Here is a 19859-nt window from a genome sequence, read left to right as displayed (position 1 = left end):
CACGATTTGCGATACGCACCGGATGCGCTTGGTCGCTTTGGGTTGCGAAGCCGCCCCTCACCGGGCACTGTAGGTCACGTAGCAAACACCAACAGTCAGATGCGCCTGCAAGCTCACCGGAGTCCCATGGCGGCCATCAAGCCCGGGCGGCCAGGCGGTCGGCACCGTCGCCCAGCCGAACGTCAAGCCACCTACGGCGAGGTCCTCGCCATCGGCGAGTTCCGCGCGCTCTGGGCCGGCCAGGCGCTCTCCCTCCTCGGCGACCAGCTCTCCCGGGTCGCGCTGTCCGTCCTCGTCTTCGAGCGGACCGAGTCGCCCCTGGCCACCGCGTCGGTCTATGCGCTCACCTACCTGCCGCCGATCGTCGGCGGGCCGCTGCTGTCGGGCCTCGCCGACCACTACGCCCGGCGGCGCATCATGATCGTCTGCGACATGCTCCGGGCCCTCCTGGTCGCGTTCATGGCGATCCCCGGCACCTCGTTCACGGCCCTGTGCGCGCTGGTCTTCTGCGTGGTGCTGCTCAGCGCGCCGTTCTCGGCCGCCCGCGCGGCGCTCCTGCCCGAACTCCTCGAAGGCGACCGGTACGTCGCGGGCTCGGCCCTGCAGAACATGACCAACCAGGCCGCCCAGATGCTCGGCTTCGCCATCGGCGGCGCCCTGATCATGGGGATGGGGCCGTACCGCGCGCTGGCCCTGGACGCGGCGACGTTCATGGCCTCCGCGCTGATCCTCGTCTCGGGGGTCCGGCGGCGACCCGCCCCCGCCCGCAGCGGCTCCGGCCGCCCCTCGATGTGGAAGATGACGCACGCCGGGGCCAAGCTGGTCTTCGGCGACCCCCGGTTGCGGACCCTGGTGCTCTTCGCCTGGCTGTGCGGCTTCTACGTGCTCCCCGAGGGCATCGCGACCCCGTACGCCGCCGCCCTGACCGACGACCCGCAGCGGGTCTCGTTCGTCGCCGGGCTGCTGATGGGCTCCATCCCGACCGGGACGGTCGTCGGCGCCTTCCTGTTCAGCCGGTACGTCAGCCCTTCCGGGAGACTCCGCTCCATGGGCTGGATGGCGATGCTGACCTGCGCGCCGCTGATCCTCTGCGCGCTGCGGCCGCCGCTCGCCGTGGTGCTGGTGCTCTGGTTCGTCTCGGGCGTCGGCGGCGCCTACCAGCTGGCCGCCAACGCCGCCTTCGTGCGGTGTGTGCCCGCCGAACGGCGGGGCCAGGCCTTCGGACTCGTCCAGTCGGGCCTGCTGGCCGCCCAGGGCCTCGGCATCCTCGTCGGCGGCGCCGCCGCCGACGAGCTCGGCCCCGAGCCCGTCGTCGCACTGGCCGGCGCGGCGGGACTGCTCGTCGCCGCCGCGCTGGCCGTACTCTGGACCGACTCCCGCAGGGAGATCATCGAGAGGGTGCGCGCCGAGGCGCCCGCCTGACTCACGCCTGCGGCTTGGACTCGTCCTCGCCCCGCGGCGGCACCGACGCGGGGTACGGCTGCGCCGGGTCCTGGTGCGTCGGGTACGGCGCCGGGTGCTGCCCCGCGTACGGCGAGGCCTGGGAGTCCTGCGGCGGAACCGGGTAGTCCGGGCCGTACCCGGTCGACCGGCCGCCGGTCCTGTCGTTCCAGCTCCGCTCGGCCTTCGCCCAGCCCTGTTCGGCCTTGGCCCTGGCGTCCTGCCAGACCGGGTTGTCCTTGTTGTTGTTCACCAGGTCCTGCAGGATCGAGGTCTCCTTGCCCTCCTCGGGCAGGAGGAGCCAACCGATCGCGTAGACGCCCAGGCCGAGCCCGCCGAAGAGGCAGGAGGCGGCCAGGACCGCGCGGATGATGTTCGGATCGATTCCGACGTAGCGGCCGAGGCCCGAGGCCACCCCCGCGACGATGCGCCCGTCCCTGGTCCGGCGGAGCTGCTTGATGCCCGAGAAGTCGTTTTCGTTCATGTCTTCAGCCTGCCCGGTGAGACCTCCCCGTCACATCGGGATTCCCCCTGGCCCGACCCTGAACTCCCCGCAATACCCTGGCAGGGTCATCACGGACGAGAGGACCCTGCCATGGACGATCTCCTGCGCACCGACGACACGCTCTCCGAGGAGCAGCGGCTCATCCGCGACACCGTGAAGGGGTTCGTCGGCGACCGGATCCTCCCCCACGTCGGCGACTGGTTCGAGGAGGCCGTCTTCCCGGCCCGCGAGCTGGCCCCCGTGCTCGGCGGACTCGGCCTGCTCGGCATGCACCTGCAGGGGTACGGCTGCGCCGGGCTCGACGCGGTCTCCTACGGCGTGGCCTGCCGCGAACTGGAGGCCGGCGACTCCGGCCTGCGCTCGTTCGTGTCGGTCCAGGGGTCTTTGGCCATGTTCCCGATCTGGAAGTACGGCTCGGCGGAGCAGAAGGAGGAGTGGCTGCCCCGGATGGCGGCCGGGGAGGCGATCGGCTGCTTCGGCCTGACCGAGCCCGACCACGGCTCCGACCCGGCCGGCATGCGCACCCACGCCAAGCAGGACCCCTCCGGTGACTGGATCCTCAACGGCGCCAAAATGTGGATCACCAACGGCTCGGTGGCCGACGTCGCCGTGGTCTGGGCGCAGACCGAGGAGGGCGTGCGCGGCTTCGTGGTGCCCACTGACACGCCGGGTTTCTCCGCCCCGGAGATCCACAAGAAGATGTCCCTGCGCGCCTCGGTGACCTCGTCCCTGTACCTCGACGACGTCCGGCTGCCGGCCTCCGCCGTACTGCCGGAGGTGCGCGGGCTGAAGGGCCCGCTGTCCTGCCTGTCGGAGGCCCGGTTCGGCATCCTGTGGGGCGTCGTCGGCGCGGCCCGCGCCTGCCTGGAGTCCGCCGTCGACTACGCCGGGAGCCGCGTCCAGTTCGGCCGGCCCATCGGCGGTTTCCAGCTGACCCAGGAGAAGCTCGCCTGGATGTACGTCGGGCTCGGCCAGTCGCAGCTGACCGCCCTGCACCTGGGCCGGCTGAAGGACGAGGGGAAGATCACCCCGCAGCAGGTCAGCTTCGGCAAGCTGGCCAACGTCCGCGCCGCGCTGGACATCGCCCGCCAGGCCCGCTCGATCCTCGGCGGCAACGGGATCACGCTGGAGTACCCCGTGATCAGGCACATGAACAACCTGGAGTCGGTGCTGACCTACGAGGGGACCCAGGAGATCCACACGCTCGTCCTCGGCGAGGCCCTGACCGGCATCCCCGCCTACCGCTGACCGGCGCCCCCGCCGGCGCCTTCGCCCTCGGTCTTCTGATCTCCCGGTCCGCCTCCGGCCCGCCTTTCCGCCGGGCCTCCGGCCTACCGCCGGTGCGGAGCCCGCTGGGGCAGGCCGCACGGCCTCCACTCGGGGGCCTGCGCCGCCGCCCGGCCCAGGTGCTCCTCCCAGGACGCGCCCCGGCTCATGAAGTGGCGCAACAGCTCGGCGGTCGCCCGGGCGTCCGCGAGCGCGGAGTGGGCGTTCCGGAGCGGGATGCCCGCCCGCTCGCAGCAGGCTGCGAGGGTCCACTTGCCGTCCGGGAGGAAGCCGGGGGCGAGCCGCTGGGTGCACAGGGTCTCCGTCACCCAGTGGCTGCCGGGGAGGACCTTGAGGAAGCGGAGGTCGAAGGAGGCGTTGTGGGCGACCAGGACCCGTCCGGCGATCCGCTGCCAGACCTCGTCCAGCACCTCGTCGATCACCGGAGCGTCGGCGACCATCGCGTCGGTGATGCGGTGGACGTGCGCTGCCCCGGTGTTCCGGAGGGGGTTGACCAGCGAGTGCCACTCGTCGACGGTGGCGCCGCCCTCGTCCAGGGAGACCAGCGCGATCTCGCAGATCCGGTCGCCCTTGGCCGGGGAGAAGCCCGTGGTCTCCACGTCCACCACGACATAGCCGCCCCGCGCGGGCAGGCGGAGGGAGCGGTCCAGCTCCGGTCCTGATCTCGTCACAGATGCCACTGTAGGAAGAGAACGGCGGTGCTCGCCCGCTTCTCGGGCGAACGGCTTCGCGGACGACCGCCTTCCCCGACGGATGAGCGACCTGCCGCAGGCCTGGCGACGAACACCAACGGTCACTATCCTCTGTACCCTGTCTCCAGCGGGGCGTTAGCTCAATGGTTAGAGCTGCGGACTTTTAATCCGTAGGTTCTGGGTTCGAGTCCCAGGCGCCCTACCTCGCTGAACTGGGCGGACTCCCCAATCTTCTTGATCGGGGAGCCCGCCCAGTTGCATTTCCCGTTGCATTCGTTGCTGTCACGTTGCCGTCAGGCGTCCCACAGCGCCCGCCCCATCCGAGCCGCCGCCTCACTCGCCAGGGTCTCCGTGATGTGGGTGTACCGCTTCGTCGTGGTGAGCTGGGAGTGCCCGAGCACCGCCTGAACCACCCGGATGTCCACGCCCTGTTCGAGGAGGAGCGTCGCCGCGGTGTGGCGCGCGTCGTGAACGCGGGCGTCCTTGTCGATCTCGGCGAGTCCAAGGATCTCTTTCCACTCGTCCCAGTCGTCCCCGGCGTCGATGGGGCTCCCGTCCGGCATGCACCACACGAGGTCCCAGTCCTGCCACTTGTCCCCCGCCGCCTCACGTTCGACGTCCTGCGCCTGACGGTGGAGCTTGAGGAGCGCCACGAGAGGAGACGGCAGGGCGATGGAGCGCTTGCCCTTGCCCTTCGGCTTGATGAACGTCCAACCGCCGGTACGGTCCGGACAGGCCACGGCGTGGTTGGCGCAGTCCGGGGCGCAGAACTTCGGGCACGCTCCCCCGTGCTTCGTGCAGTTCTTGCGGCACGCGGTGAGGCAGGTGTGCCGCCGGCCAGAGGTGCGCTTGGCCTTGGGGCAGTCCTTCGGGCACGGGTAGCGGTGGAGGCGAGCGCCGCAGGCGTTCGGGTCCTTGCAGCCGTGCCGGTAGCGAAGTCGCTTGATCTGCCAGAAGACCCGGATCACGCCCTTGTCCAGGTCCACATACTTCCAGCGCATGCCCAGCGACTCCGATTGCCGAAGTCCCAGCGCCAGAGCCACCGACCAGCGCGTGCCGTTGCGCCGCTCCTTGACCACGTCGAGGATGTCTTGTGCCTCCTCCCGGAGAAGCGGCTCTATCTCGGTGTCCTCACCGGTCGGCGCGTCGATCATGCTGCAGACGTTGCGCGCGACGAGCTCTCTCCGGACGGCGAGCTTGAGAGCCCGCGACAGGATGCGGTGAATCTGCACGATCGTGTTGGGCGCCAAACCCTCCTTGACGAGCCCGGTATAGAAGGCGTCCAGGTGCTCCGGCCGGAGACGGTCCAGCCGGTGCGCGCCGAGCCGGGGAATGATCCACCGTTCCACCTTCGGCCGATACGTGCTGTCGATCGTGAGCTGACTGACCCGCATGGGAGCGATCTCGTTGATGTAGGTCCGCATCCACTGGCCGACCGTGGGCACCTTCCCCGACTTGGTCGTCTTCCCGGAGTCGCGTTTCTGCTCCAGTTCCCGAACCTTCGCGGTGACCTCGGCTTCCGTCTTGCCCTCACGGTGTCGGCGATCGGGGGTGCCGTCGTCCTTGACGCCCATCGTCACCCAGCCGTGCCACTTGCCGTCCTTGCCGAGGTAGATCGAGGACCGGCTGTTGGGCTTCCTCGTGGCCATCAGGCCGCCTCCTCCTCCGGTGAAAGGCCCGCCTTGGCCTCCAGCTCACGGGCGAACTCGTAGAGCGCCCACCGAGGGACCAGGCGGTATCCCTCCTTCTTGATCGACTTGAGTTCACCCGTCTTGATCAGGCGGAAGACGGCCGTACGGCTGATGCCGAGGATGAGGGCCGCGTCCTTCGCCCGGTAGAACAGTGGTTCCATGTCAGGCCGCCTCTCCGATTGCCGAAAGATCTCCGATCGGTTTTCCTTCAGCTCTGGCCTGGAGTTCGAGGAGCCGCGCGCGGGTGCGTTGCCGGTCGGCGACACCTCGCAGGAGCCGCAGAGCAAGCGGGGTACGGGTCGGATCTTTCGTGGAGACCGGCCGCCAGATGTAGCGGTGCGGGTCGTTCTCGGCGGAGTCGTCGGCGAGGCCGAGCATGTCGAGGACCCAGGCCCGCCGGTCGGCCTTGTGCTCCCGGAGCGTCTTGTTCGACCACTTGCGGGAGACGAGCACGCGGCGGCCCGCGTAGCCGAGGTGTTCGGGCTTGTGCGCCTTGCCCCGGCACCGGCCCGGAGCCATCCCGGCCTTGGCGCCCTTGGGCTGCACGCCGTAGCGCAGCCAGTTCGGGCACGTCGGCGAGCAGGGTTCGTAGCGCAGCGCTTCCACCATGCGGGCCGCGTGGTCGCGCCGTGCCTTATAACCAGGCTCGTCGGGGTCGAGGGTGTCACCGAGGCTCTTGGTCAGGTACTTGGACAGGTAGCGGATGCACTGGTCGGCATCCGGGGTTCCGGCGAGCACGCCTTGAACATCGACCTGCGAGCCGAAGCGCAGGACGTGCAGGGGTTCGGCGTCGTCGTCCTGGTCGAGCTGGTCGAGCGCGTCATCCCAGGTGGGCAGCAGTTCCCCCGTTTCAGGGTCGAGGTAGTCGCCGCTCTGCCCGTCCGGGTAGACCGTGCCGTCGCCCAGGTCGGCCCGCGGGGTCCAGACCGGGAGGTGGTCACCCTCGAAGCGGACTTCATCAACCGCCGGCCACCACACTTGGTGGTACGTCGCGGCGGCGATCTGCTTGATCTCCGCACGGGGCAGGGTGCCCCGGATCGCCATGTGCAGATGGGGGGCGAGCCGCTTCTGAGGCTCCACGGTGGCGAAGTACTGCACGTCATAGCCCGCCACGCGCCGGAGGTTCTGCACGAACCGGTCCACCAGCTTGGAGAAGTGCAGGGCGTCGCGCGCGGCACGGGCGTAGTCGTAGTTCGCCGGGTCTGCCGGCACGCCTTGTCCGGACCAGATCCGCCCGTAGGAGGGCAGGGTCAGCGTGATGAACATCGACGGCCGGTAGACCCTGCCGCCCTGGTCGATGAAGGTCCGGCCGAGCGTGGTGTTCTCCCTGGCCCGCTTGGGCAGGTCCGGGGCATCCTGCCGCCTCCGGGTCGAGCGGGAGCGCTTGGGGACCGTCCGCCCGCCCAGCACGTTGCCCCGCATGCCCGCGGCGTTGATCTCGGCGTCAACGGCCTGGATCGCCTCGTCCCAGTCGGCGACCTCTTCGCCGTCGCGTTCGGCCGCATCGCGCTTGGCCTGCACGTCGGCCCGGAACTCGATCAGCCACCGCTGCTCCTCCGTCGAGGGGTTCGGTTCGCTGATCGGTTCGGCGTCCAGGTGCCAGCCCTCCCGACACTGGGCCTTGCGGAGCTGCTTGTTCCGCTTGGCGCACGGCGGGCACTTCGCCTCCTGCGTGGCCCCGCAGGGGATGTCGAACGGTTCGCTCTTGCCGGTCAGGGTGTCGAGCCGCCGCATCTCGATCGGGCGGATGCACACGCCGTTGAGCTTGGCGACCTCCACCGCCACGTCCAGGGCCAGAGGGAGGCTGCCGCGGACGAGGCGGGGAAGGTTCCGATCAGAGGCGTCCGGCAAGGTCTCGATCGGGGAGGTAGGAGGGACGGGGGCCAGGTCGGTCACATGACCTCCTGAGGGTCCACCAGATCGACGCAGAGCCGGTAGGCATCGCTGTAGGGGTCTTTGCGAAGCTGGGCGGAGTTCAGATCGATGACCAAGACGACCTCACCGAGGTCGGAGCCGTCGGAGGCCCGCAGCCGGCGGAAGGGCAGGGCGTCGATGTCGGCCTGAGTGCCGTGAATGGTGATCTTCATCAGGCTGCGTCCTCTGTGAACAGGGCGACCATGTCGCGGATGTCGGTGTCGGAGACGTAGGCCGCGCGGACCCGGATCGGGTCGGGCGAGGTCTCCCGCCGCACGTAGCCGACACCCGCGCCCCGCTCGGGGATGGACGAGATGTGATCGGCCAGCGCGCCGCGGTCCCGAGCGCCGTCGCCGAGGACCATGTCCACCTGTTCGGACTCGTCCAGCCGAAGCGCGATCTTGTCGGGGAACAGGTTCCGGATCGTGAGCACGTCCTTACGCGGGTCCTGGAGAGCCGCCATGACACCGATGCCGACCGCCCGCCCCTGCGTGGTCAGGGTGGCCAGGGCCGCGGAGATGCGCTGTTTCAAGGTCCGGTCGGACTGGTAGGCGGTCAGGAACGCGACCTCGTCAACGATGACGAGGATGAACGGGTCTTCCACGGTGGGGATGTGGTTGCGCCGGACTCCGGCGAACCGGTCGGCCCGCTCCTGCATGATCCTCACGGCCTCATCGAGGAGATCGGCGCAAGCGGCCGGATCGGCGGCGTAGCGCTTCCCGAACAGCTCACGGCCGAAGGACAGTTCCATCCGTTTGGGGTCCAGCGCCCAGACCTCAGCCAGGCCCGTCCACATGGCCGGAATGAGACCGCGGACCGCCGACCACAGGAAGGAGCCCTTACCCGACCCGGTCGCACCGGCGATGAGAACGTGAGTGCCGTGGACGTTGAGCCGGTACGGCGTGCCGTCCTCGCACCGCCCGATCTCAACCGGTCCGACCGAGGCCACGTCAGGTAGCGGGACGGCGGGCAGCGGTTCGGCCAGCGGGTCATGCCGGGGGAAGGTCAGCACCAGACGGCCCGACCGTTGCACGGTGACCCGGCAGGAGGTCGCGCCGAAGCCGTGCGCGAGGTGTTCGATCCGGTCGGCCCAGTCCTTGACCGCCTGACCGTGCAGCATCTTGACCGTGACGAGATCGGCCCACGAGGTGCAGCGGACCCGCACGAGGCCCGGCATGTAGTCACGGCCCTTGTGGGAACGGCTCAGGCCGGAGACCACCATCACCGGTTGCCAGTGCCTCCGGTAGACCCACAGCAGCCGCCAGAAGGCGACGAGCCGCCAGCCGACCCAGCTCTTGAACGAGTCCCGGTGAACCAGCGCCCAGACCGCCAGGACCGCGAAGGGAGCCCAGAGCACGACCAGGCCGAGGCGCCAGCCGTACAGCCACGCCACCGCGGCGGGTACGGCGACGGCAGAGACCGCGATCGGGTGACGCCAGACCAGGCGGACCAGGCCGGCGAGCACCCGCCAGAGGAAGATGACGATGGTGACGATCGCGGGAGTGCGGACGACGGCCGGACGGAACACCACCGCCGTGTCAGGAGTCGTTGAGACGAGGCCGCGGGCCTCTTCACCGGGCAGTCTTCGGAGCATCTAAGCTTGAGTCCTCTTCCTTGATTTGGTGTCTGGGGAGAACCGAGGGGCCGCCGGAATGCCAGTTCCAGCGGCCCCGCTTGCATGTCAGGCCGCGTTCTCGTCGGCGGAGACGGCGAACTGTTCGGCGTGCAGGCGCTCGCAGTCGGCCAGGTAGCGCGTGGCCGCGTTGACGATCTCGCGCGCCAGGGTCACGTCCTGCTCGGTGACCTCCTCACAGCCCGGAACCGTGATCACCACGGCCGCCTCAGCGCTGGAGATGTTCAGGAAGGGCCGACCGCTCTCGGCTCCCATCGCTGCGACCGACAGGTCAGGCGTGTGGAAGGCGATGCTGAACCGGGTTCCCTCCTCGTCGATCGATGCAGTGACGTAGGTGTACGGCTTGCGCTTCTTCATGCCGCCACGTCCTTGCCGGCCGGAGCCTTCGCCGGGGCCGCAGCAGCGCGGGGAGCCCGCATGCCCGTGGCCCGGATCGAGTAGGCCAGCCGCCCCGTGGTCTGAGCGACGTACGGCGTGACGGTCATGCCGTCGAACTCGACGGGGATGATCGGTAGACCGGGCACCGGGGACGGCGGAACCGGCTGGACCGGGGCGAGGATCTTGACCGCAACCGTCTTCTGGCTGATCTTCACGGCCGGGTCGGCGTCCATCACCGCGACCTGCCAGACGAGTTCGCCGGTCGTCTTGTCCTTGGCGTAGACGGTCCGGCCGTTGGTCGAGGCGGTGAAGTCCTTGACCTGCTCCACCTCCCCGACGAGGTAGCAGCCGTGCGGGAAGACCTGGTCGAAGTTGACCGGGATCGGACCTTGCAGAGCCATCTGTCCTCCGTGATGCTGGGTTCGTGTACTTATTACAATAACCTAATGAGTACACTACGGCTAATCTAAACAACAAGGAGGTGAAGTGTGATGGCTATCACACCGCCGCAGTACGCCGTGATCGCTGATCATCTACGGCGACGCATCAAGAGCGGGGAGCTCGCGCCGGGGGACCAGGTCCCGACCGAGCGTGAGATCCGCGAGGAGTTCGGGGTCTCCCAGCCCGTGGCAAGGCAGGCCGTCGCCCAACTTCGTGCTGAAGGACTGGTTGTCAGTCAGCAGGGGCGCGGCAGCTTCGTCCGGGGAGGGGCCGAGCTCGTTCGCTACACCGGCACCCGCTACAGCCGAGACCAGAAGCCCAACCGCCTGGAGGAGAAGGACGGAGGGTGGCAGGCCGACGTGAGCGCCGAGTTCCGCCAGGTCCAGGCGTCTCCGGAGGTGGCCGACCGCCTGCACATCCCCCACGGCGACATGGTCAGTGAAGTGGTCTACCGCTGGCGCGTCGACGGGGAGACCGTCCAGGTCAGCACCCAGTGGGAACCGCTCTCACTGACCAGGGGAACGCCGATCGAGAAGCCGTCTTCCGGTCTCGTGGATGAGCCCGACGTCATCGCTCGGTTCGACTCCATCGGCCTTCCCGTGGACGAGGTACGCGAGCGCATCCGCTCCCGCATGCCCACCCCGGACGAGGTCCACGAAATGAGGGTTCCTGTCGGCGTCCCCGTGTTCGAGATCGAGCGGACGCACTACAGCCGGGTACCCGTCGAGACCGCGATCATCATCCTCAGGTGCGACCGGTTCGTGATCGACAACACACAGGTGGTGCCTGTGAAATGACCATCCAATCGCCCCCGGAGCTCGTTCTCCCCCAGTTCCACGCGCGCCCGCCTCGCATCTCCCCGAAGTCGCCGGCCCTTCTCGCCACCGACGCCCTCGTGTACGAGCTGAGGTCTCTCGGCATCATCGGCGACGTTCACGACGGCTACGGTCTGGCCCTGGTCTCCCTCTGGGCTGACCTCGTGGTGTGGACGAACGGCGATTACTACCTGTGGTGGTCCGGCCGGCACTGCCCGAGGACGAATCGGCGGAGCTACGCCTACCACGATGCGAAGGACCCCCTGACCGCGGCACAGCGCATCGCGAGCCGGTACGGAGCACTCCGCCGGGAGCGGTACGCGAAGAACCCGGAAGACGAACACGCCTTGTTCGAGCTCGTCAGGAGCACGGCGCGTGATCGCTCTTGATGAGTGCCTGAGCCCTCACGTAGCCACGGCGCAGCGGAATCACACGCGGCTGGACTGGCGAGAGCCGTACCGGACGCTTGAACGAGTGCGCCCGGTGAGCTGGACATGCAAATGTCTCGCCACCGTCTACGAGCTCTGCGAGGGCGGTGGACAGGCGTTCATCCGGAAGACCATCCAATCCGATGGCGGCCACCAGATCCACGAGTCCCCGAGGTGGTCGCTCAACGAAGCGCGGGCGATCTGGGCGGACCTATTGTCCGGACGAGCCCGATAGACGGGCGTGGCGGCGTGGGCCATGGAGGGACGGCGCCGCCACGCCTCATCAGGAGTTCGTCACGACTCCTGATCACCTTCTTCCCCGCCCCCGCGGTGCTCGATCTCGCAATCCGAGCAAGGCCCGACTCCGTCAGCGCGTGTCCGTTCACCCCGACGCACACCGCCCACCCCACCCAAGACGGAGTCGAGACCGAGCGAGAGAAGCGAGGAGACCGCGGGGACGGGGAAGGAGTGAAATCCAGGCGGCATCTTCCCCTGGTCATGCAGGACAACGCCACGTCTTCATTGCCGAAAGCCTGAATAGCTGGTCGGAATCGACGTTGACCCCTGCTTCAACGACCTGAGTCGCAATGTTCACACCAGGTTGTGGCGAGGAGCCATCGGCCCCCGCCAACCCAGCATGGCCTCAGTCATGCGAACCGCCGCGACGGTATCGCGAACGTCATGGACACGGAGAATCCGAGCACCCTGCAAGATGCAAACGACGTTGGCCGCAATCGTTCCTTCTCGCCGTTGGTCTCGCGGAAGATCGAGCGTCTCCCCGATGAAGTCCTTGTTTGAAATGGCAACCAAGGTCGGATAGCCGATCGACGTGATCTCAGTGAGCCGTCTCGTCAGCTCCAACGAGTGATGCGTGTTCTTGTTCAGATCATGCCCAGGATCGATGATGATTCGATCGGCGGGGATTCCCGCGTTCAGTGCATGGAAGACCCGTTGCCGCAGGAAGTCGGCGACCTCGGAGACGACATCGTTGTAGCTGGGGCGGAAGACCATCTTGCCAGGCCCGCCCAGGCTGTGAGTCACAATGACACTGACCCCGGCTTCCGCCGCCGCCGCTGCGATCTCAGGATCACGAAGTCCGTTCGTGTCGTTGAGGACATCCGCGCCGGCCGCGAAGGCCGCCCGAGCAACTTCGGCCCGATGAGTGTCCACGGAGATAACCGCATCCGTGACACCTCTGATCCCCTCAATGACGGGAACGACTCTATCAATCTCTTCGGAAACGCTTATCTCAGCTTGAGCCGCACTGAAGGCGAATCCACCGATATCGACCCAGTCCGCCCCGTCGGATACCGCCTTTTCAGCGGCTTCGACGGCACTTGAAAGCTCAAACGTACGCCCTTGATCATGGAATGAGTTCGGCGTCCGATTAATAATCGCCATTACCGCAACCTGGCGATCGAAGTTGAATTCCCTCTGTCCGATCCTCCGAACAGGAGAGATGATTTCGGGATAGAAAATCTTATTTGATCCGTCGCTCACGGCGCTCTCTCCTACGGAACCCTGTCACCAACCGGAGCAGGGTAAAGAAGATCAACGACCCGACAACGAACAGGGTCATTACTATGGCCCGCTCACTGAACGTAGTCGCCTTGAACACAACCACTCCCGAGCCTACCAGGAAGCCGGAGAGCGTCACAAAGAGGCCCAAGATTTCAACGATCTTGAGCAGAGATTCCGAAACCACTCGTTGGGCGGTCTCGATTTTATGGGTTAAGGATCGAGAAGCCTCCTCGATCCTTTTTTCTGCGATCTCTACGACCTCATTGCCGATCGACTTAGCCAGAGATTCCGCATACTGCCGCATCTGCATACTGACTATGATTGACTCGCGTTCACGCACATAATCTTGGTGCACAGCATTGTTGCCGATTCCAAGCATGTGGATTGCGTGGTCTATCTCTTCTAGCGCCTGTTCATACTTCCCGAGCTTCCGGAGCGCCGAGGCCCTGCGGAAGAAGACGTTTTCATCGATCTCCCCCTTCGCCATCATCTGGCCGGAGAGCTCTAGCATCTTCTCCGCTTGCCCCTCGACCTGATAGGCCAGCCACATGCCGGAGAGGCAGACATGACGACTCCGCCGATCGGCATCCGGAGCGTCGAGTGCCCTCTGATAGAGATCGAGCCCATGAGGCTGACGAAGGCCGAGCGCGGCAAAGGCAACGAAGCTCAGGATCAGCGCGTCGCTGTCGAAATCATTCAGCCATCCCTGAGACACATCTCTGAGGGAATCGAACTTGAAATCAAACCTCAGTCGCTGACCCAGCGCGTACGCTCGCACCAATCGGTATAGGTCATAGTGCTGATGCGCCGAGACGGGGATGGGAACCGCTTCCGAAGGAAGCCGCTCACCCTTTTCACGACTTATCCAAGCCAGGTCCGTAACTACCGATCGGATCTCCTGAATCGACAGGCCATACTTCACGGCCTTAACGCAAAGCTCCCCGATCCAGTCTAACGAGTCATCACCGACATTCTTCGCAAGGTAATCCTTGATCAGGGATGCCCGCTGATTCTTCTGCGCATCGAGCAAAATTTGATCGATATCGCCTATTTCCACCTGAGGTGTCTTGGGCTTGCCGACTTGGGGGCCGTTCTCTTCAGTGACCGAGCTCTCCGGCATGGTGTGACGCTGACTCCCTCTCTTGGCAACCAACCCATACACCAAAGCATGGCCTACTACTACGCGCAACAGCCCCGGTTCCCTCGGACCGCCACACGCACCGCACGACTTCCACGGCGCGACTTCTACCACTGCCGAATTGTTCTTATGGGTATCAAGGCGGCGGCGCTGCGCGCCGCCGCGGCCCTCGTCGCGGACCCCGGCCGCGCATGCGGCCTGGGGGCCGGTCACGGCCGGGGCCGCACTCGGGCACGCGGCGCGCAGGACAGTCATGCCCCCATTCATAACTCTCTCAGCGAAGGAGCGCGGTCCATCGTCCGACAGAGCGCACCATCACCGGAAGGAGTTCCGCGGCTTCGTGCACCTGGGCGACGGTGTCAGCCCACGTCGGCGAGGCTGTCTCAGCACTGCCGAGAAGCGTCATGAGTCTGCACGCCGGCCACTCCATCATCCCGCGGATCAGGCCCGCGAAAGCGATCTCGTCATCCGTCCCCACCTCACCGCCGTTCTCGACGAAGGCCGACACGGCGGTCTTCACCAAACGAGGATCAGGCTCGTCATCCCCGAGACTGCGGCAGGCCAGCAGCAACGCGAAGTGCACCAGCTCCCACCACGGCACCTCCGGCCCCGAGTGGTCGAAGTCGATGAGCGCCGGTCCCCGCGCGGTGAGCAGGATGTTCCGGTGGTTGATGTCCCGGTGGCAGAGCAGGAAAGACGAGTCCGTGGCAAGTCCCGCTTCAACGAGCTGCGTACCGTCCGCCACGGCCGCCAGGAGTTGAGCGCGCTGCTTGGCGGTGACGATCTCCATTGCGTACGCCTTGTCCAGCCACTCATGCCAGACGGCGAGAGGATAGAGGGGATAGCCCCGCCCCTCATCGACGGTGACGGGCAGGGACACCGCCGCCATAGCCGCCACGCTCCGTCCCAGCCAGGCGGCCAGGTCCTCGCTTGCCGGGATCTCCGGCTGTGTGCCTTCCAGCCATTCGCTGACCCGGACGTACTTCGGCTCTTCCGACATGGCCAGCCAGTAGCCCCCGGAGATGCCGCACGCTTCGACGGGGCGCGGGGTCAAGACGCCTGCCGAAAGAACCGCCCTCTCAAGGTCTCCGGCCTGCTGCATGGCCTCGAACTCCCAGCCCTCAGACGGCCGCAGAGTCTTGACCACCCACCGTCCGGTTGTCGTGTGCAGCTTCCAGGTACCCGCGGGGCTGTGGCCGGGAAGAAGCAGCGGTGACGAGCAGACCTCACCGAGGTCGAACATCCTCGCAACCAGCGCCGCGTCTATCGTCATCGGTTCAGTATCGCGGCTTGTTGTCAGAGGTCATCTCTCCGCCGTGCCGTGGCCGGCCAAACTCGCCCTTCGGGTGCCTACGGCATTTGGCAGGCCCCGCCACTCCCGGGCAGGTCCAGCGAGGAAGCCGGTACCGCCCTCACGATCGCCTGACTGCGGCTGATCTCCGCCCAGGGTCGGGGGCGATCGACGGTCCGGAGCTTCGTTCCTCAGCACCGGCCCACTGAACGCCATACGTGCGGCCCGCTCATCCGCCCGCCGGGTTGCCGAACGGCCGCGAGGCACTGCGGTTGCATACCGTGGCGATCCCAGTAAGGATCTCTGTAAGGGACGTAGCGACTTCCCCGGAGATCACATTGGGCCTCTTCCGCATCCTCTTCGGCGACCCCCGCTCTCGATCACGGCGGCCTCGTTCGGCGAACTACTCATTCCAACCAGCACGCCCCCGGCACGACGCGGCGCCAGGCATGCCCTGTCTCTGTGGTTACGGAACGATCATCGAGCGGTTCAGCGTCGAACACGGCCCCTTCCTTGGCTGCACTATGTGGCGCCCGGAAGGAAGGGGATGCAACTACGCATGGACGATAGTCGGTGGACGCATCCCTCCCCGTCCTTGGTGAACCGGGGATCAGTTGCAATCCCCGTTGCAGTTCCAGGGCGTTCAACGTCGTTCAGGAGAGACCGCTCATACTCTCTGACCTGCATTGAACTGCCCGGAACAGCCCGTGCCCGAGCTTTTAATCCGTAGGTTCTGGGTTCGAGTCCCAGGCGCCCTACCACTCGCACCCCGTCTGACCTGCGCTTTCTCGGTTCAGACGGGCTCGGCGCGAGCCGGAGAACGGCGATGTTTGCTCCATGTTTGCTCGCGGGCACGGACCGGGCACACGGAAGATCATTTAGAGCCGTTTCTTCAGGTCAGACCCCGCAGACGGGCACCGGAAGACCACGGCAGAAGACCCCACCGGGCCGCCACGCCCGGAAAGGCCATAACGGCGGCCGGGTCTTGTCCAAGCCGCCGCTTCTCCAGACGGCGGGTTCTGCGGCCAGGAACGGCAAGTAGTCCACAGGTTGTGGACCGCTTCTCCCGCAGCTGGTGTTCTTATCCGGATATACAGCGATGAGCTGGGCAGATTCCACGCCCCTTCTCAGCCGCTCGGCCGCGGGGAAGCCCTTGGCCGTATCCTTCCCCCGCCACCGAGCCGATCTCCTTGCCGAAGCGGCTCCGGACCGTGCGGCCGGTCTGGCACGCTGATCATTATGGAAGGCATACCCGGACTGCTGCGCCGCCGCTACCACCGGCACGAGTGGAACCCGGTGCAGGAAGGCATGTCCGGCGCGGCCGTGTGGCGGCTGGACGGCCGACCGGCCTACTTCGCGAAGATCGCCTCGCAGCCGGAGCACCCCGACAGCGGCTTCTGCCTCAGCGCCGAGGCCGAGCGCCTCATCTGGCTGCGCGACCGAGGCATCCCCGCCCCCGAGGTCGTCGAGCACGGCACCCGCGACGGCGTGATGTGGCTGGTGACGACCGTGGTCCCGGGCCGATCGGCCGCGGCCCCCTGGCCGCAGGGGCAGCGGGACGCGGTGGTCGATGCCCTCGCCGACCTGGCCCGCACGCTGCACGCGCTCCCGATCGACGACTGTCCGTTCGACCGGGGCTTGGCGGTGACTCTCGCGCATGCCCGTCAGGCTGCGACCGCCGGTCTGGTGGACCTCGACGACCTCGATGACGAGCGCCGCGGCTGGGACGCCGAACAGCTGCTCACCGCCCTGGAGGCGAGTGTCCCCGCCGTCGAGGACCGGGTCGTCTGCCACGGCGACCTGTGCCTGCCCAACGTCCTGCTGGACCCGGAGACGCTGGAGGTCACCGGGGTGATCGACGCCGGCCGGCTCGGGGTCGCCGACCGCTACGCCGACCTGGCCCTGGCCACCCGCAGCCTGGCCGAGGAAGACCTGAACCCGCAGTACGGCCCCGCCTACGCGAAACGATTCCTGGCCCGTTACGGCATCACGCCCGACCCCGGCCGCATCGCCTTCTACCGGCTGCTGGACGAGTTCTTCTAAGGGTGTAGCTCTTCTGTAGGGACTGGTTGATCTGGGATTTTGAGGGTCTGGTCGTGGTCGCCCGGGTTGTCTACCGTGCGTGGTGGAGGCGATCGCGATGGGTTCGTTGCTGGAGGAGCTGGCCCGGCGGGAAGCGGCGGCCCGGGAACGGGTCGAGCGGTTGCGTGAGCGGCTGGCGGCCGAGGAACAGACGCTGTCGCGGCTGGTGGTCACCCGCCAGACGGTGGAGGAGATCCTGGGCGAGACGGCTTCACCGGTGCAACGGCCGCAGACCGGCGCAGGTGATGAACCAGACGATCACGACACGGCCGGCGGGAACCGGGTGGCGGGGACGGGCGGGTCGCCGATCGGGGTGGTGACGGTGCCGCGGTGGCGTCCGGGCATGAACTCCTCGGTGCTGCCGCGGGCGTATCAGGATGTGCTGGAGGTGCTGGCCGATGCCGGTGGCGGTATGCGGGCGGGGAAGATCGTGGCGGCGCTGGGGCTGCCGGTCGAGGCGGCCAAGGTCGAGGGCCTGCGCTCGAAATTGAAGCGGCTGGTGGAGCGGGGCTGGCTGAGCGAGGACATCCCGGGGGTGTTCACGATGACCGGGCAGGTCCGCACCCGGCTCGGATGACCGGGCAGGTCCGCATCCGGCTCGGCGGACGGTCCGGCTCGGCCGGGTCGTCGGGGTGTGATACCGCGGCGTCACCGGGCGGGTGATTGCGCAGGAGGGCTCTTCCTCTTCAGGTTCGAAGGTGCCAACCATGTCGAACCCGGCCGGAGCCGGTGGAGAAGGAAGAGCCCGGTGGAACAGTACGACACGGCCGCGATGGCTGACTGCTTTGCATCCGCGAAGAACACCTTCAACTGTCTGATCGGACAGCTCACCGGTCCCGCGACCGCGGCGCTCACTCATGACGTGCTGGAGGAGATGCTCGTGCAGCAGGGCCGCGAGCTGCTGCGCCTGCTGCTGCAGGCCCACCTGGACCTGCGGGCCGAGCGGGAGCGGCGGGCGGCGGTCCGCTCCCGTCACGATGCCGGCGCCGCCGTGGCCGGCACCGACGGGGTGGCGCGGCGCCGCCTGGAGACCGGCCATCACCGGCTGCTGTCCACGCTGGTGGGGACGGTGACCGTCACGCGGTGCGCCTGGCGCGCTGCGGGCGCGCCGAATGTGTACCCGGCCGATGCGGCGCTGTCGCTGCCGGCCGGACGGCATAGCCAAGGGCTGGCCCGGCTGGCGGTGTGTGAGGCGGTGCGCGGGAGCTTCGACGCGGCCAAGGCGGCGATCGTCTCCCGGTGCGGGCCGGTGATCGGCAAACGGCAGCTGGAGGAGGCGGTGGTGGCCGGAGCGGCCGACATCGACGCCTTCTACGCCCGGCGGATCGTGCTACCGCGCACTCCTGAGGAGCTGCTGGTCATCAGTGTGGACGGCAAGGGGGTGGTGATGCGCCCCGAGGGCTTGCGGTCGGACACCCGTAAAGCGGCCGAGCGGCGCAGGCGCACCTTCCGCACCCGGCTGGCCTCCGGGGAGAAGCCCTGCCGCAAGCGCATGGCCACCCTGGGCGTGGTCTACGACGCCGCTCCCGCGCCCCGCCGGCCCCATGATGTGATCGCCGTCCCGGGTGGCCGCAGCGGGGACCGGCCCGCTCGTCCCGGACCCAAGGCCCGCGGCAAGTGGCTGTGCGCTTCGGTGTCCGCTGATCCCGGCGAGGTGATCGCCAAGGTGTTCGACCAGGCCGAGGCCCGCGACCCGCTGCACGCGCGGACCTGGGTGGTCCTCATCGACGGCGCCCGCCACCAGATGGATCTCATCCATACCGAGGCCGGGCGCCGCGGGGTGCGGATCAACGTCGTCATCGATGTGATCCACGTCCTGGAGTATCTGTGGAAGGCGGCGTGGTGCCTGCATGCGGGCGGTGATCCGGCCGCCGAGGACTGGGTCGCCACCCATGCGCTGTCCGTGCTGGCCGGCCGTGTCGAGGATGCTGCGGCCGTCATCGACGCCCAGGCCACTACCGCGGGTCTGGCTCGTGATCGCCGCGGCGGGGTGGACGCGGCGATCCGTTATCTGCGTGGCAACGCCGCGTTCCTGCGCTATGACGAGGCGTTGGCGGCCGGATGGCCGATCGCCACCGGCGTCATCGAGGGAGCCTGCCGCCATCTGGTCAACGATCGCCTCGATATCACCGGTGCCCGCTGGGGTCTTGCGGGTGCCGAAGCGATCCTCACGCTCCGGGCCGTGATCGCGAACGGTGACTTCGACGCCTACTGGCGGTTCCATCTCGCTCAAGACCACCGTCGGGTTCACCAGGCCCGCTACCAGGAGGAACTCGACCTCACCGCTTGATCAGGCCAGTCCCTGAGAAAGAGCTACACCCTTCCACGTTTTGGGCTGCAGGTTCCGCAGCCCCGTCGCCTTGTTGGTGCACGCGGTCCTCGACCTCGGTGTGGTCGCGGTAGACGGTGTCCGCGTACGGCCTCTGATGTCGGTTGGCGTACGACCTTGCCGACGACGCGCAGCCAGGGAAATCCGGTCTCGGTGACGGCGATCAGGTCCCACGCCTGTCGTCGGATGCGTGCCTGTGCGCGGGCGAGCCTGATGCGCAGCAGTTCATCGGCGCCGACCGCTTCCAGGGTTCGCCGGACGGTCGAGTCCGAGA

19 protein-coding genes and 1 tRNA gene are annotated in these 19859 nt (G+C 67.6%); 8 read left to right on the top strand and 12 right to left on the bottom strand.

From position 1 onward, the window contains the following. Positions 1 to 126 precede the first annotated feature (126 nt). Positions 127 to 1422, top strand: coding sequence for an MFS transporter (locus tag HS045_RS10700; protein WP_196450909.1), 1296 nt, complete (start codon positions 127 to 129; stop codon positions 1420 to 1422). A 1-nt stretch (position 1423) separates the two neighbouring features. Here the strand turns inward: HS045_RS10700 and HS045_RS10695 are convergent, their stop codons facing one another. Beyond that, positions 1424 to 1924, bottom strand: a complete 501-nt coding sequence (locus HS045_RS10695) for a PspC domain-containing protein (protein WP_196450908.1) — start codon at positions 1922 to 1924, stop codon at positions 1424 to 1426. A 111-nt stretch (positions 1925 to 2035) separates the two neighbouring features. Between HS045_RS10695 and HS045_RS10690 the strand changes: the two genes are divergently transcribed. Continuing rightward, on the top strand, positions 2036 to 3193 hold the full coding sequence (locus tag HS045_RS10690) for an acyl-CoA dehydrogenase family protein (protein WP_196450907.1): 1158 nt from the start codon (positions 2036 to 2038) through the stop codon (positions 3191 to 3193). Positions 3194 to 3276: 83 nt separating this feature from the next. Here HS045_RS10690 and HS045_RS10685 read toward each other — a convergent pair whose 3' ends face one another. Continuing rightward, positions 3277 to 3903, bottom strand: a complete 627-nt coding sequence (locus HS045_RS10685) for a 3'-5' exonuclease (protein ID WP_196450906.1) — start codon at positions 3901 to 3903, stop codon at positions 3277 to 3279. 150 nt (positions 3904 to 4053) lie between these two features. Here HS045_RS10685 and HS045_RS10680 point away from each other — a divergent pair. Beyond that, positions 4054 to 4126 (top strand) — tRNA-Lys (locus tag HS045_RS10680). Between the two features lie 91 nt (positions 4127 to 4217). Here HS045_RS10680 and HS045_RS10675 read toward each other — a convergent pair. The 7 genes from HS045_RS10675 to HS045_RS10645 all read right to left on the bottom strand — a co-directional run bounded on the left by HS045_RS10675 (position 4218) and on the right by HS045_RS10645 (position 9941). Then, on the bottom strand, positions 4218 to 5573 hold the full coding sequence (locus HS045_RS10675) for a site-specific integrase (RefSeq protein WP_196450905.1): 1356 nt from the start codon (positions 5571 to 5573) through the stop codon (positions 4218 to 4220). Then, positions 5573 to 5776 (bottom strand): helix-turn-helix domain-containing protein, encoded by a 204-nt coding sequence (locus tag HS045_RS10670; RefSeq protein ID WP_196450904.1) that lies wholly within the window; start codon positions 5774 to 5776, stop codon positions 5573 to 5575. The genes HS045_RS10675 and HS045_RS10670 overlap by 1 nt, the downstream gene beginning before the upstream one ends. 1 nt (position 5777) lies before the next feature. Next, positions 5778 to 7466, bottom strand: coding sequence for a replication initiator (locus HS045_RS10665; RefSeq protein ID WP_196451163.1), 1689 nt, complete (start codon positions 7464 to 7466; stop codon positions 5778 to 5780). Between the two features lie 41 nt (positions 7467 to 7507). Continuing rightward, positions 7508 to 7702, bottom strand: coding sequence for a hypothetical protein (locus HS045_RS10660; protein WP_196450903.1), 195 nt, complete (start codon positions 7700 to 7702; stop codon positions 7508 to 7510). Then, positions 7702 to 9123 (bottom strand): FtsK/SpoIIIE domain-containing protein, encoded by a 1422-nt coding sequence (locus tag HS045_RS10655; RefSeq protein WP_196450902.1) that lies wholly within the window; start codon positions 9121 to 9123, stop codon positions 7702 to 7704. The genes HS045_RS10660 and HS045_RS10655 overlap by 1 nt, the downstream gene beginning before the upstream one ends. A gap of 87 nt (positions 9124 to 9210) precedes the next feature. After that, positions 9211 to 9519: a hypothetical protein gene (locus HS045_RS10650; protein WP_196450901.1), complete on the bottom strand. Its 309-nt coding sequence runs from the start codon at positions 9517 to 9519 to the stop codon at positions 9211 to 9213. Beyond that, positions 9516 to 9941: a plasmid replication, integration and excision activator gene (locus tag HS045_RS10645; protein WP_196450900.1), complete on the bottom strand. Its 426-nt coding sequence runs from the start codon at positions 9939 to 9941 to the stop codon at positions 9516 to 9518. Before HS045_RS10645 ends, HS045_RS10650 begins: the two co-directional genes overlap by 4 nt. A gap of 90 nt (positions 9942 to 10031) precedes the next feature. Here HS045_RS10645 and HS045_RS10640 point away from each other — a divergent pair, with 90 nt between their 5' ends. Then, positions 10032 to 10778, top strand: coding sequence for a GntR family transcriptional regulator (locus tag HS045_RS10640; protein ID WP_196450899.1), 747 nt, complete (start codon positions 10032 to 10034; stop codon positions 10776 to 10778). Next, entirely contained in the window at positions 10775 to 11185 is a 411-nt protein-coding gene (locus tag HS045_RS10635) for a hypothetical protein (RefSeq protein WP_196450898.1), read from the top strand. Before HS045_RS10640 ends, HS045_RS10635 begins: the two co-directional genes overlap by 4 nt. 630 nt (positions 11186 to 11815) lie before the next feature. Here HS045_RS10635 and folP read toward each other — a convergent pair. The 3 genes from folP to HS045_RS10620 are packed head-to-tail and all read right to left on the bottom strand — an operon-like array spanning position 11816 to position 15156. Beyond that, on the bottom strand, positions 11816 to 12724 hold the full coding sequence (gene folP / locus HS045_RS10630; protein WP_307827449.1) for a dihydropteroate synthase: 909 nt from the start codon (positions 12722 to 12724) through the stop codon (positions 11816 to 11818). Further along, on the bottom strand, positions 12705 to 14138 hold the full coding sequence (locus HS045_RS10625; protein ID WP_196450897.1) for a hypothetical protein: 1434 nt from the start codon (positions 14136 to 14138) through the stop codon (positions 12705 to 12707). Before HS045_RS10625 ends, folP begins: the two co-directional genes overlap by 20 nt. Positions 14139 to 14157: 19 nt before the next feature. Continuing rightward, positions 14158 to 15156 (bottom strand): phosphotransferase enzyme family protein, encoded by a 999-nt coding sequence (locus HS045_RS10620; RefSeq protein WP_196450896.1) that lies wholly within the window; start codon positions 15154 to 15156, stop codon positions 14158 to 14160. Between the two features lie 1257 nt (positions 15157 to 16413). Here HS045_RS10620 and HS045_RS10615 point away from each other — a divergent pair. The 3 genes from HS045_RS10615 (at position 16414) to HS045_RS10605 (ending at position 19546) form a co-directional block, all read left to right on the top strand. Then, a complete protein-coding gene (locus HS045_RS10615; protein WP_196450895.1) occupies positions 16414 to 17217 on the top strand; it encodes an APH(3') family aminoglycoside O-phosphotransferase in 804 nt (267 codons plus the stop codon). A gap of 79 nt (positions 17218 to 17296) precedes the next feature. Then, positions 17297 to 17833, top strand: coding sequence for a hypothetical protein (locus HS045_RS10610; protein WP_196450894.1), 537 nt, complete (start codon positions 17297 to 17299; stop codon positions 17831 to 17833). Between the two features lie 171 nt (positions 17834 to 18004). Continuing rightward, positions 18005 to 19546 carry an ISKra4 family transposase gene (locus HS045_RS10605; RefSeq protein ID WP_374191371.1) on the top strand — a complete coding sequence of 514 codons (1542 nt, stop codon included), beginning with the start codon at positions 18005 to 18007 and terminating at the stop codon, positions 19544 to 19546. Positions 19547 to 19859 lie beyond the last annotated feature (313 nt).

This window comes from Planomonospora sp. ID82291, assembly GCF_015711645.1.
Lineage (GTDB): Bacteria > Actinomycetota > Actinomycetes > Streptosporangiales > Streptosporangiaceae > Planomonospora.
This window is presented reverse-complemented; position numbering and strand designations above follow the sequence as displayed.

Bases quoted from the DNA above. Each gene is read 5' to 3' on its own strand.
- HS045_RS10700 (WP_196450909.1), top strand. From the start codon at position 127: ATGGCGGCCATCAAGCCCGGGCGGCCAGGCGGTCGGCACCGTCGCCCA.
- HS045_RS10695 (WP_196450908.1), bottom strand. From the start codon at position 1,924: ATGAACGAAAACGACTTCTCGGGCATCAAGCAGCTCCGCCGGACCAGG.
- HS045_RS10690 (WP_196450907.1), top strand. From the start codon at position 2,036: ATGGACGATCTCCTGCGCACCGACGACACGCTCTCCGAGGAGCAGCGG.
- HS045_RS10675 (WP_196450905.1), bottom strand. From the start codon at position 5,573: ATGGCCACGAGGAAGCCCAACAGCCGGTCCTCGATCTACCTCGGCAAG.
- HS045_RS10670 (WP_196450904.1), bottom strand. From the start codon at position 5,776: ATGGAACCACTGTTCTACCGGGCGAAGGACGCGGCCCTCATCCTCGGC.
- HS045_RS10660 (WP_196450903.1), bottom strand. From the start codon at position 7,702: ATGAAGATCACCATTCACGGCACTCAGGCCGACATCGACGCCCTGCCC.
- HS045_RS10655 (WP_196450902.1), bottom strand. From the start codon at position 9,123: ATGCTCCGAAGACTGCCCGGTGAAGAGGCCCGCGGCCTCGTCTCAACG.
- HS045_RS10650 (WP_196450901.1), bottom strand. From the start codon at position 9,519: ATGAAGAAGCGCAAGCCGTACACCTACGTCACTGCATCGATCGACGAG.
- HS045_RS10645 (WP_196450900.1), bottom strand. From the start codon at position 9,941: ATGGCTCTGCAAGGTCCGATCCCGGTCAACTTCGACCAGGTCTTCCCG.
- HS045_RS10640 (WP_196450899.1), top strand. From the start codon at position 10,032: ATGGCTATCACACCGCCGCAGTACGCCGTGATCGCTGATCATCTACGG.
- HS045_RS10635 (WP_196450898.1), top strand. From the start codon at position 10,775: ATGACCATCCAATCGCCCCCGGAGCTCGTTCTCCCCCAGTTCCACGCG.
- HS045_RS10625 (WP_196450897.1), bottom strand. From the start codon at position 14,138: ATGACTGTCCTGCGCGCCGCGTGCCCGAGTGCGGCCCCGGCCGTGACC.
- HS045_RS10620 (WP_196450896.1), bottom strand. From the start codon at position 15,156: ATGACGATAGACGCGGCGCTGGTTGCGAGGATGTTCGACCTCGGTGAG.
- HS045_RS10615 (WP_196450895.1), top strand. From the start codon at position 16,414: ATGGAAGGCATACCCGGACTGCTGCGCCGCCGCTACCACCGGCACGAG.